The organism is Streptomyces sp. NPDC030143, assembly GCF_055573695.1.
The window spans coordinates 93,434-104,966 of the sequence record NZ_JBVIAY010000023.1 but is presented as its reverse complement, the minus strand read 5'-3'; the positions used below and the strand labels follow the sequence as shown (position 1 = coordinate 104,966).

At 73.7% G+C, this 11,533-nt stretch carries 9 protein-coding genes; 3 read left to right on the top strand and 6 right to left on the bottom strand.

Translation table 11 applies throughout. The annotated features are described in order from the left end of the window. Positions 1 to 228: 228 nt before the first annotated feature. The 6 genes from ACZ4YY_RS30795 to ACZ4YY_RS30770 form a co-directional block, all read right to left on the bottom strand. Entirely contained in the window at positions 229 to 1,011 is a 783-nt protein-coding gene (locus ACZ4YY_RS30795; RefSeq protein ID WP_468297752.1) for a hypothetical protein, read from the bottom strand. A gap of 503 nt (positions 1,012 to 1,514) precedes the next feature. Next, positions 1,515 to 2,687, bottom strand: coding sequence for an MFS transporter (locus ACZ4YY_RS30790; RefSeq protein ID WP_468297749.1), 1,173 nt, complete (start codon positions 2,685 to 2,687; stop codon positions 1,515 to 1,517). Between the two features lie 20 nt (positions 2,688 to 2,707). Then, complete coding sequence (locus ACZ4YY_RS30785; protein ID WP_468297746.1) at positions 2,708 to 4,156, bottom strand: CitMHS family transporter; 1,449 nt, start codon at positions 4,154 to 4,156, stop codon at positions 2,708 to 2,710. A 136-nt stretch (positions 4,157 to 4,292) separates the two neighbouring features. Then, complete coding sequence (locus ACZ4YY_RS30780) at positions 4,293 to 6,545, bottom strand: molybdopterin oxidoreductase family protein (RefSeq protein ID WP_468297743.1); 2,253 nt, start codon at positions 6,543 to 6,545, stop codon at positions 4,293 to 4,295. A gap of 82 nt (positions 6,546 to 6,627) precedes the next feature. Continuing rightward, a complete protein-coding gene (locus tag ACZ4YY_RS30775) occupies positions 6,628 to 7,242 on the bottom strand; it encodes a TetR/AcrR family transcriptional regulator (protein ID WP_468297741.1) in 615 nt (204 codons plus the stop codon). Further along, on the bottom strand, positions 7,239 to 7,919 hold the full coding sequence (locus tag ACZ4YY_RS30770) for a hypothetical protein (RefSeq protein WP_468297738.1): 681 nt from the start codon (positions 7,917 to 7,919) through the stop codon (positions 7,239 to 7,241). The genes ACZ4YY_RS30775 and ACZ4YY_RS30770 overlap by 4 nt, the downstream gene beginning before the upstream one ends. 159 nt (positions 7,920 to 8,078) lie before the next feature. Here ACZ4YY_RS30770 and hmgA point away from each other — a divergent pair, with 159 nt between their 5' ends. From hmgA to ACZ4YY_RS30755, 3 genes are read left to right on the top strand one after another with little or no spacing between them, the layout of a single operon-like run. Then, positions 8,079 to 9,407 carry a homogentisate 1,2-dioxygenase gene (gene hmgA, locus ACZ4YY_RS30765; RefSeq protein ID WP_468297735.1) on the top strand — a complete coding sequence of 443 codons (1,329 nt, stop codon included), beginning with the start codon at positions 8,079 to 8,081 and terminating at the stop codon, positions 9,405 to 9,407. A gap of 26 nt (positions 9,408 to 9,433) precedes the next feature. After that, on the top strand, positions 9,434 to 10,183 hold the full coding sequence (locus ACZ4YY_RS30760) for a GntR family transcriptional regulator (protein WP_468297732.1): 750 nt from the start codon (positions 9,434 to 9,436) through the stop codon (positions 10,181 to 10,183). Between the two features lie 26 nt (positions 10,184 to 10,209). Then, a complete protein-coding gene (locus ACZ4YY_RS30755; protein ID WP_468297729.1) occupies positions 10,210 to 11,361 on the top strand; it encodes a type ISP restriction/modification enzyme in 1,152 nt (383 codons plus the stop codon). The last annotated feature ends 172 nt before the right edge of the window (positions 11,362 to 11,533 follow it).

The window sequence follows — 11,533 nt, the reverse complement described above, 5'->3', positions numbered from 1 at the left end:
CGGGTCCCGCCCCGCACCTGTGCCGGGACGCCCCGCGCCCGGTACAGCGGCGGTGGGGGGGGGGGGGGGGGGGGGGGGGACCCGGCCCACCCCCCACCCACCCCCCCCCCCCCCACCCCCCCCCCCCCCCCCCCCCCGCCCCCCCCCTCCCCCCCCACCCCCCCCCCCCCCCCCCCTCCCCCCCCGAGCCGGTAGGCCCGGGTCCGGTACCAGGGCCTGCGTCCGCGCCTACGCGGCACCGTGCGAGCGTCGGCGGACCATCCGCATGTACGCGGCGCCCCCGACGACCACCAGGCCCACGGCGGCGGCCGCGCTGAGCGGCGTGAAGGCCTTCGTCGGGTCGATGAGACCGCCGCCGCCGGCGTGGACGCCGCCCTTCGGGCCCTCACCGGAGCGGCTGCCCGAGCTCTGGCCACCGTCCTGGATCGGGCGGCTGGGGTCCTCGCCCCGGCTGCTCGACGACCCGTCCCGGCCCCGACCGTCGAAGCCCGGACCGTTCGAGCCCGGACCGTTGGAACCGGGGCCGTTGGAGCCCGGACCGTTGGAACCGGGGCCGTTGAATCCCTGGCCGTCGCCCTGGCGCCGCTCGTCGTCGCAGTCGACGCGGAAGATCTTCTCCCGCGGCCCGGTGCCGCCCACGACGGTCCACACGAGCTTGTACTGCCCGTCGGCCAGCCCCAGCGTGTCGGTGTGTCCGGCGCCCCCGGCGAGGGTGATGGTGCCGGTCACGATGGCGGCGGTGGGCAGCGGGGGCTGGGCCTGGATGGTGTACGCGACGCTCGTCAGCTCGCCGAAGTTCGCGGCGTCGAGGTAGAAGCGGCAGACCACGGGGTCGTCCTTCGACACCCCGAACGGCACGCGCTCATGGTGGATCCTGATGTCGGCGCCGTCTCCGGGAGCGGCCGTGGCGGTCGGCGCCGCGAGCCAGGTGGCCCCGGCCGCGGTGAGGGCCGTGAGGGCCGCGACGCCGAGGCGGCTGCCGACGGCGGACGGGAGCATCGAGGTGGGCATGGATGTTCCTCCGAGTCAGACGATTTTCATACAAATCGCGCTTTCACTTGACTCTCTTTCACATCCGCGTCACCGGTGCGGGAGCACGCTCCGACGCGCCGTCGGATATCCCCCGACCGGCGCAAGACCGGGCCGGACGCGCGCACCTGAGGGCACTTCAGATCTACTCCGGCCGCCGCGAACCCGGCGCCCCCCCCCGAACCCCGAAGGCGGTCTCGGGCTCCCCGACCGCCGCGGATCCCTGCCCTCCACGCCCCTGAGAGTGCCTCGGGTCTTCTCGGACCGCCCCGCGCGCCGACGCCCTCCCGCACCTCACCCTTGAGGACACACCTCAGACCTGCCCCGACCCCACGACCCCTGCACTCCCCCGCACCCTGAGGACGCCTCAGGCTCGCCCGCCCCCGCCGTCCCGCACTCGTGACGGGCCCTCAGGTCCTCCGCGGCCGCCGTGCGCCCGGCTCGGTCCGTCTGCCCCGGCGGGCGGTTCGCGGCTCCCCGGCGCCCTACGGGACGGCCGGCGCGCGCAGGGCGACCCCCGCCGACAGGAACAGCAGCACGCCGAGCAGCAGGAAGGGCGCGGCCACCCCCGCCACCCCGGCGACCAGGCCGGCTCCGGCGGGCGCGGCGACCTGGCCGAGGCGGTTGCCGGTCAGGCGCAGGGCGAGGGCCGTGGAGCGGGCGCCGTCGGGGGCGGCCTGGACGACCGTCGTCATGGACAGCGGCTGGCCGACGCCCAGGCAGAAGCCGAGGACGACCAGGATCGCGGCGAGCCCCCACAGCGGCACCGGCAGTGCGATCCCGGCGCACAGCAGGGCGGCGAGCAGGCAGGTCACGGTCAGCAGCGCGGCCCGGCCGAGGAGCCGCAGCAGCGGGGTGAGCACCAGCCGGCAGGCGATGCTGGCCGCCGCGCGCAGGCTGAGCAGGACGCCGACGACGGACGGCGCGATGCCCCGGTCCTCGCCGACCACCGGCAGGTAGGCGGTGAGGATGTCGGTCGCCGACAACACGGAGAGGCTCACGAGAATGCCGGCCGGCACGCCGCGGGTGCGCAGGATGCGGCCGACGGGCACCCGCTCGCCCCGCCCGGTACGGGACGCGGGCGCGGTGTCCCGGTGCTCGATGCGCCACAGGGAGGTGAACGCGACCGCGGCGCCCGCCCCCGCGACGAGCAGCGCCAGCGCGCTGCTGCCGGCCATGTCGTGAGCGCCGATCAGGGCACCCGCCGCGACCGGACCGACGAGTTGGCCGAGGGAGGCGCCGATGGTGAAGTGCCCGAAGTTGCGGTCCTGTTCGTGCGGCGCGGACCGGCGGGCGACGAGCGACTGCGAGCCGATGACGAAGCACAGGTGCCCGAGGCCCATCACCCCGCTCCACAGGGCCATCGTCCAGAGGGACCCGGCGCCCCCGCTGAGCGCGCAGCCGCCGGATATCAGGACCACCCCGGCCGGCAGCAGCGGCGCACAGCGGCCGTGGTCGGTGCGGCGGCCCAGCGGGACGGCGGCGAACAGGGGCAGCAGCGCGTACACGCCCGCGATGACGCCGATGGCCCGTTCGTCGGCGCCCAGCGCGAGGGCCCGGTAGGAGACGGCGGGCCGGGCCATCGACACCGCCCCCTGCGCGAAGCCGAAGGCGATGACGAGGCGGAGCAGCCAGCCCCGGTTCCCACCGGGCCTCATGGTCGGGTCCTCCGAGGGGGTCAGATGATGCCGAACAGGATGCCGGAGCCCAGGATCACCAGGGAGGTGAGGGCGGCCCACTTCACCACGAACCTGGTGTGGTCGCCGAATTCGACCTTCGCCATGCCGACGAGGACGTACACGGCCGGGACCAGCGGGCTCGACATGTGCAGCGGCTGGCCGACGAGCGAGGCGCGGGCGATCTCCAGCGGCGACACGCCGTGCGCGGCACCCGCCTCGGCGAGCACCGGCAGGACGCCGAAGTAGAAGCCGTCGTTGGACATGAAGTACGTCAGCGGCAGGCTCAGGAAGCCGGTGACGAGCGCCATGTGCGGGCCCATGCCGCCGGGGATGCTGTCGACGATCCACTTGGCCATGGAGTCGACCATGCCGGTGCCCTGCAGGACGCCGGTGAAGACGGCGGCGGCGAAGACCATGCCGGAGACGTTGAGGACGTTGTCGGCGTGGGCGGCGAGCCGGGCCCTCTGGTCGGGGATGTGGGGGAAGTTGACGGTCAGCGCGAGCGCGGCACCGAGCAGGAACAGCACCGGGATCGGCAGCCACTCCATGATCATCGCGGTGAGCAGGGTCGCGGTGAGCAGCGCGTTGAACCAGTACAGCTTGGGGCGCAGCGTCGGCCGGTCGGGGTCGAGGCCCTGGAGGCGGGGGTCGTCGGTGTCGTCCTCGGCGTCGTCCGCGTCGGTGCCCGAGCCGGCCCCGCCGGTGGCCTTCGTCAGGCGGACCTTGCCCGAGCCGCCGGAGGCGCCGGCGCCGACCAGGACGGCCTCGGTCTCCTGCTGCTCCTCCTCGTCCTTGACGAGCTTCTCCTGCTGCAGGACGTCGTCCAGGCTGAGCACTCCGAGCCGCTTGCGCTCGCGCAGGCCGAGGAAGTACGAGAGGACGATCACGAAGAGCAGACCGACGGCGAGCGCCGGGATCATCGGGACGAAGATGTCGCCGGCGTCGAGCTTGAGCGCGGTGGCGGCGCGGGCGGTCGGACCGCCCCAGGGCAGCGTGTTCATCACGCCGTTGGCGGTGGCGGCGACACCGGTCATCACGACCAGGCTCATCTTCAGGCGCTTGTACAGCGGGTACATCGCCGAGACGGTGATCATGAAGGTGGTGGAGCCGTCGCCGTCCAGCGACACGATCGCGGCGAGCAGAGCCGTACCGACGACGATGCGCAGCGGGTCGGCCTTGCAGAACTTCAGGATGCCCCGGACGATCGGGTCGAACAGGCCGACGTCGATCATGACGCCGAAGTAGACGATGGCGAACATCAGCATCGCGGCGGTGGGCGCGAGGTTGCCCACTCCCTCGATGACGTAGTCGCCGAGCTTGGCGCCCTTTCCGACGAAGACACAGAAGAGTGCGGGGATCAGTACGAGCGCCGCGATCGGCGACATCTTCTTCAGCATGATCAGGACCAGGAAGGTCGCGATCATGGCGAAGCCGAGGATGGTCAGCATGAGTGGATACCTAACGTTCGCCCTTGAACATCCCACCTGGGGGTCGGCGGTGCGTTGACGTTAGGACCGTTCAAACGGTGTTAACAAGACGTTGACGTGCGAGCAATAAGCGCAAAACTCCTGGTCACGGCTTTGCTCAGGTCAGCGGGGTGAGCTTTTCGGTCAGCGGGGCGACCTCCACGGGCACTCCGTTGAGGACCGCGTTGCCCGAGAGGGGGTCGAGCAGGCTGCCGTCGAGGAGCTGGTTGACGTTGACTCCGGGGTCGAGCACGGCGTGGCCGAGGCGGGTGCCGGGCCGGTCATGGCCCCAGCCGTGCGGCAGGCTCACCACTCCCGGGCGGACGGCGTCGGTGACCTCGGCCGGCGCGGTCACCTCTCCTCCGGCGCCCTTCACCCGCACCGGCTCGCCGTCGCGCACACCGAGCCGCTCGGCGTCCTCGGGGTGCAGGTGCAGGGTGCAGCGGTTGCTGCCGCCGGTGAGGGCGGGGACGTTGTGCATCCAGCTGTTGTTGGAGCGCAGATGGCGGCGCCCGACCAGGACGAGCCCCTCGGGTTGTCGCCGCAGCGCCTCCCGCAGCCGGGGGAGGTCGTCGACGATCGGCCGGGGCAGCAGCTCGATGCGCCCGCTGCGGGTCTTCAGGGGCTGCGGCAGACGCGGGCGCAGCGGCCCGAGGTCGATGCCGTGCGGGTGGGCGAGCAGCCTGTCCAGGCTCAGTCCGTCGGGCCGCGCGCCGAAGCCCTCGCCGTAGGGGCCGAGGCGCAGCATCATGTCGAGGCGGCGTTCCGGGCCGCTCTCGCCGGTGAGCAGCGCGGCCAGCTCCTCCGGGTCACGGCCGTGCACGGGCGAGTGGTTTTCGCGCACGGCCTTGCCGAGGGTCTGCCCGACGACCAGGTCGTCCACGGCGGACGGGTCGGCGCCGTGCATGCCGGTCGCGGCGAGGACCAGCCGGGCGAGGATCTCGGTCTCGGCCATCCGGCCGGGTTCGAGGGGCACCGCGGGGCGGGTGTAGCGGACCTGGTGGCGCACCGCGAGGGTGTTGAAGGCGAAGTCGTGGTGGGGGCTCTGGGAGGGCGGCGGCGGGGGCAGGACGACATCGGCGTGACGCGCGGTCTCGTTCAGGTAGGGGTCGACGCTGACCATGAAGTCCAGCGAGTCGAGCGCCTTGTCGAGCCGGTCGCCGTCGGGCGCGGAGAGGACGGGGTTGGCGGCTATCGCGATCACCGCCCGGATCGGCTCGCCCTCCGCGGTGACGGTGTCGATCTCCTCGGCGAGCGAGGACAGCGGCAGCTCGCCCTTGGCCTCCGGGTGGCGGCTCACCCGGGAGTGCCAGCGGCCGAGGGCGAAGCCGTGGCCGGGGCCGGCGGGCCGGGGCGTCCTGTCGGTGGCGGCCTGCGGGAAGAGGGCACCGCCGGGCCGGTCCAGGTTGCCGGTGAGGATGTTGAGGACGTCGACGAGCCAGCTGGCGAGGGTGCCGTGCGGGACGGTGCAGCTGCCGATGCGGGCGTAGACGGCGGCGGTGGGGGCGGCGGCGAGTTCGCGGGCGAGCGCGCGGATCGTCCCGGCGTCGACGTCACAGGCGTCGGCCACGGCTTCCGGGGTGAAGTCCCGCACGGCGGCGGCGAGCTCCTCGATCCCCTGGACGTGCCCGGTCAGCTCGCCGAGCGCGACGAGGTCCTCCTCGAACAGCACCCGGGCCATCGCCGCGAGCAGCAGGGCGTCGGTGCCGGGGCGGATCGCGAGGTGCCGGTCGGCGAGCCGCGCGGTGCGGGTGCGGCGCGGGTCGACGACGGTGAGGGTGCCGCCGCGGGCTTTGAGCGCCTTGAGCCGGCCGGGGAAGTCGGGGGCGGTGCACAGACTGCCGTTGGACTCCAGCGGGTTGGCGCCGATGAGCAGCAGGTGGTCGGTGCGGTCGAGGTCGGGCACGGGGATGGCGTTGGCGTCGCCGAAGAGCAGTCCGCTGGAGACGTGCTTGGGCATCTGGTCGACCGTGGAGGCGGTGAACAGGCTGCGGGTGCCGAGCCCGGCGATGAGCACCGGCGGGTAGAGCGCGCCGGCCATGGTGTGCACGTTGGGGTTGCCGAGGACGACACCGACGGCGTGCGGCCCGTACCGCTCGAGAACCGGGCGGAGTCCGGCGGCGACCGCGTCGAAGGCCTCCTCCCAGGTGGCCTCGCGCAGCTCGCCGTCGCGGCGCACCAGCGGGGCGCGCAGCCGGTCGGGGTCGCCGTCGACGGCCCCGAAGGAGGCGCCCTTGGGGCAGATGAACCCCTTGCTGAACACGTCGTCGCGGTCACCCCGGGCGCCGGTGACCCGTGTCCCCTCGATGGTGAGCGTCAGCCCGCAGGTGGCCTCGCACAGGGGGCAGATTCGCAGGGCGGTGCGGGGCACGGGTCCTCCCGGGGGCAGCGGTGCCTGTCCCGAGTGAGCATACCGACCGGTATGCCATCCGGGGAGGGGTGGCCGCCGTCCGTCAGTCCAGTACCCGTGCGAGGTAGGCCCGCAGCAGCTCCCGCGTCTCCTCGATCACCTTGGCGTCGCCCTCCGGATCCATCCGGAAGGCCAGGTGGACGAGGGTGTCCGCGGTCTCGACGGCGATCAGGAAGGTGCGGTTCAGGTCCTCGTCGGCCTCACGGTCGAGGTAGTCGGCGAGGAGCAGGCCGAGACGGTCGGCGACGCGGTGGTTGGGTTCGCCGCGCGCCCCGACCGGGATCTGGTTGCCGAAGTCGACGAGCGAGAAGCCGGGCGCGGTGCGCTTCATGGCCAGGTACTCGTCGAGCACGGCGTCCATGGCGGCCCGCCAGTCGCCCCGGTCGGCCTCCTTCAGGCGCTCGGTGACCCGCTCCGAGTAGCGCTCCAGGTTGCGCTGGGCGAGCGCGTCGGCCATCTGCCGCTTGTTGCCGAAGAAGCGGTAGACGGATCCGATCGGGACGCCGGCGCGCTGGGCGACGGCACGGGTGCTCAGAGCGTCGTAGCCGACCTCGTCGAGGAGGTCGGCGCAGGCGTCCAGAATTCTGGTCAGGCGTTCGGCACTGCGCCGCTGCACGGGCGCACGGCGTAGCGATGTCGCGTGGGGCACGGGCTTCATGATGCCTTTCCGCCGCCGTCCGGTGAACCTCTCCCCTGGGTACGCAGAAAGATGCCCGGTGCACTCAGTGCGGAGGGGGACTGCGCGGAGGACGACCGGGCGGAGGGGGACGGCGGGGAGGGCGACCGGTCGGCCGGCGACCGCGAGGGGACTCCCGACGAGGCGTCCGGCTCCGACGCCGTGATGTCCGCCGTGCTCTCGACCGGCTTGCCGTCGACCGCCCAGACCGTGCCGTCGTCGGCGTACAGCCGGGCGGTGACCTGGTGGGTGCCGTGCGGGAGGTAGCCGGCGGGGATGCGGTGGGAGGGACCGCGCAGGTCGGCGACGGGACGGTCGTCGACGAAGAGCCGGGCGATGCCGCGGCCGGTGACCGCGCCCGGTGCCGTCCCGGCCGGCGAGAACCGGAAGTCGCGCACCTTCAGCCGCACGTCCCAGCCGCCGTCGGCGTCGGGCTCGACCTCGAGGCCGACCTGGGGCGCCCCCTTCTCGTCCACCTCCCGGTAGTGCCGCCCCTCGGCGTCCGTGTGGTCCATGACCGTGCCGACGGGCGAGAGGGAGGCAGCCGGGCTCCGCCCGCCCCCGGACCCGGGTGTGTCACTGGAGCCGCAGCCCGCGGATCCGGCCAGCAGCAGCACACCGACCGCGAGCGCGGCGCTCCTTCGACGCGTCCACGACATGCCGGGGAGCCTAGAACACCGGTACGACACCTGGATCCCCCTGGAGTCTGGTTCTCGGCCGACATGATCGTCCTCCCGCAGGAGGACACCCGGACCTCTTGCGCCCGGGAAACCGCAATCCTACGGTGTTGCATAGGAATCAGCGGCGAGGGAGCACGCATGAACAGCGGGGACGTACGCAAGACGGCCGAGGGCCTGGCCCACCTGTCGGGGTTCGGCAACGAGCACGCCTCGGAGGCCGTGCCGGGAGCCCTGCCCGAGGGCCGCAACTCGCCGCAGCGCGCCCCCCTCGGCCTGTACGCGGAACAGCTGAGCGGCTCGGCCTTCACCGAGCCCCGCTCCCACAACCGCCGCTCGTGGCTGTACCGGATCCGCCCCTCGGCGGCGCATCCGGCGTTCACCCGCACGGCGAACGGCGCGCTGCGCACGGCCCCCTTCACGGAGACGGTGCCCGACCCCAACCGGCTGCGCTGGGACCCGCTGCCCGAGCCTCCGGCCGGGACGGACTTCCTGGCGGGCCTGTGGACCCTCGGCGGCAACGGCGACGCCGCCCAGCGCACCGGCATGGCCGTGCACCTCTACCACGCCAACGCCTCGATGGACCGGGTGTTCGGCGACGCCGACGGCGAGCTGCTGCTCGTCCCCGAGCGGGGCGGGCTGCTGCTGCGCACGGAGTTCGGCCTGCTGCACGCCGAGCCGGGCCATGTGGCGTTGATTCCGCGCGGCATCCGCTTCCGCGTCGAACTGCTGGACGCCTCCGCCCGCGGATACGTCTGCGAGAACTACGGCGCTCCCTTCCGCCTGCCCGACCTCGGCCCGATCGGCGCCAACGGTCTGGCCAACCCGCGCGACTTCCGCGCCCCGGTCGCCGCGTACGAGGACGTCGAGGGCCCGGTGGAGGTGGTCAACAAGTTCTGCGGCAACCTGTGGACGGCCACGTACGACCACTCCCCGCTGGACGTCGTCGCCTGGCACGGCAACCACGTCCCGTACGTCTACGACCTGCGTCGCTTCAACGTCATCGGCACCGTCTCCTACGACCACCCCGACCCGTCGATCTTCACGGTGCTGACCTCGCCGTCGGACACCCCGGGCCTGGCCGGCGTGGACTTCGTGGTGTTCGCCCCGCGCTGGCTGGTGGGCGAGGACACCTTCCGGCCGCCGTACTTCCACCGCAACGTCATGAGCGAGTACATGGGGCTGATCGAGGGCGCCTACGACGCGAAGACGGCCGGGAAGGGGGGGTTCGTGCCGGGCGGCGGGTCGCTGCACAACATGATGTCGGCGCACGGTCCGGACCGGGAGACCTTCGACCGGGCGAGCGCCGCCGAACTGGGGCCGCAGAAGGTCGACGACGGGCTGGCGTTCATGTTCGAGACGCGCTGGCCGCTGACGCTCACCCCCGGGGCGGCCGGCGCCGAGCACCTGCAACAGCGGTACGACGACGTGTGGTCGGGCCTCGAGCGGCACTTCCGCCCGTTGCACTGACCGACCGCGAAAGGTACGGATAGCCCGTGACCTCCTTCGCCCCGGACTCGATCGTCCTCACCCGCAAGCTGCCGCTCTGGTACCAGGTGTCGCAGTCGCTGCGCGCCTCGATACTCGGCCGCTCGCCCCGCGATCCGCTGCGGCTGCCCACCGAGGAGCAGTTGGCCGGACACTACGGGGTGAGCGTGCTGACCATGCGGCAGGCGCTGAAGGAGCTGGAGGACGAGGGGCTGATCACCCGCCACCGCCGGCGCGGCACCTTCATCGAACCGAGCGCGCGACGGGGCGCCCCGGTCCGGCTGCTGGGCTCGGTCGACGCGATCGTGGCCCAGCAGTCCGGCATGGTGACGGAGCTGCTCGAGCACGGCAGGGACGAGGTCCCCGCCGAACTGGCCGAGCACTTCCCGGACCTGACGCAGGTGGCGACGTACCACCGGCTGCGGGCCGACGAGGCGACGGGCGAGCCGACCAACCACGCCCGCAACTACGTCCGTCCCGAGGTCGCCGCCCTCTTCGACCCGCAGGACCTGGTCCGCTGGCCGATGACCCGGGTGCTGCGGGACGTCGCGGGCGCGGACATCAGCCGCATCACGGACACCGTGGAGGCCCGCCTGGCGGACCCGGAGACGGCGCGGCTGCTGCGGGTGCCGCTGCTGAGCCCGATCCTGCACTACACGGGCGTCACCTACGACGCCGACGGCCGCCCGCTGGACGTGGCCGTCATCCACTACCGCGGCGACCGCTTCTCCTTCACGGTGACGCTCGACGCCACCTGACCCGCCCGTCCGCAGGCCGTCGTACGATGCCCAGCGTGACGCACGACGACGCTCCGCCGCTGGCGGACCTCATGCCGTGGTCCGTCGCACCGCCGCGGCTCGGCCGGGGCTGGCCGACGGCCCCCGACCCGGCGTCCCTGAAGGCCCGTTGGGACGCCCTGGTGAAGGCCGAGGGCCCGGAGCGCGAGGCCCTCTTCGAGCCGACGCGGGCGCGCACCCTGCACTCCGCGGTCGGCCAGCTCCCGGGGAGCTCCGGCGGCACCGAGAGGCTGGTCCGCGCCGTCGGCCCCTGCCCGGAACCGGTCCGGGTCCTCTTCGGCCCCCTCGACGAGCAGTGGCTCATCCCCGACCACCGCCTGATCGACGCGGCCCGCCCCGAGCTGTGGCGGGTGGCGGACGACCGGCAGGTCTTCGTCGTGGAGACGGCGTACGCGCCCGGCCCGCCCGTCGTCGTCACGTCCCGGTTCCCGCTCGCGCGCCCCGGCCGGATCCGCCCCCTCTACCGGCGCCCCGGCGCCGAGGAACCCAATGTGGCCCCGGGCCTGTACGGCCACCTGGGCCACTCCCCCGAGCCGCTGGACCTCCTGGCCTGGATCGTGGCCGCCGTCGGCGACGACCTCACCGTCCCCCTCACCCGCGACCCCGGCCTGTGGTCGCGGGGCGTGGAGCTGGGCCGCCGGCTGCTGTGGCTCCAGCGCCGCGACGGCGAACGCCCCAAGCTGCCCGGCGGCCGGCGCCCCTACGTGCGCGCCCCGCTCCCCGCCTTCCCCCTCACCCTCCACTACGACCGCGAGGAGGAGACCCTCCACCTCGACGAGGGCCGCATCTCGCCGGTGCCGCCGCAGGCCTGGGACTTCGAGGCGGGCGGCGCCCGGGTGCTGGGGCAGTGGTTCGCGCACCGCACGAGCGAGGGCGAGCCCGGCACCCTCGGCGCGATCCGCCCGGCGACCTGGCCGCAGAGCTGGACCTCCGAGCTGCTGGAGCTGATCACGGTCCTGGCCCTGCTGGCGGAGCTGCTGCCGCGGCGCGAGGCGTTGCGGGCGGAGATCACCGCGCCGGTGACGGCGGCGGAGCTGTGCGCGGCGGGTGTCCTGCCGCCCGCAGCCCCGACCCGCCGTCCGGCGTCGGTGCTGGACCTCCCCGAGGAGGGCCCGGAGGGCCAGTTCACCCTGCTCTGAGGGGGTCCTTGCACGGTGAGCGCCCGATCAGGCCGCGTGGTCCGGTGCCGTGCATCGCAAGGCGCCGGAGAGGGAGAGTCCCTGGAGCGGAGCTACCAGGGCCTTCCGGCAACGCGGCGAGGTGCGGGTACCGGGCCGCGCGGCCGGCCCCACCGGGTGATCCGGGGCGCCC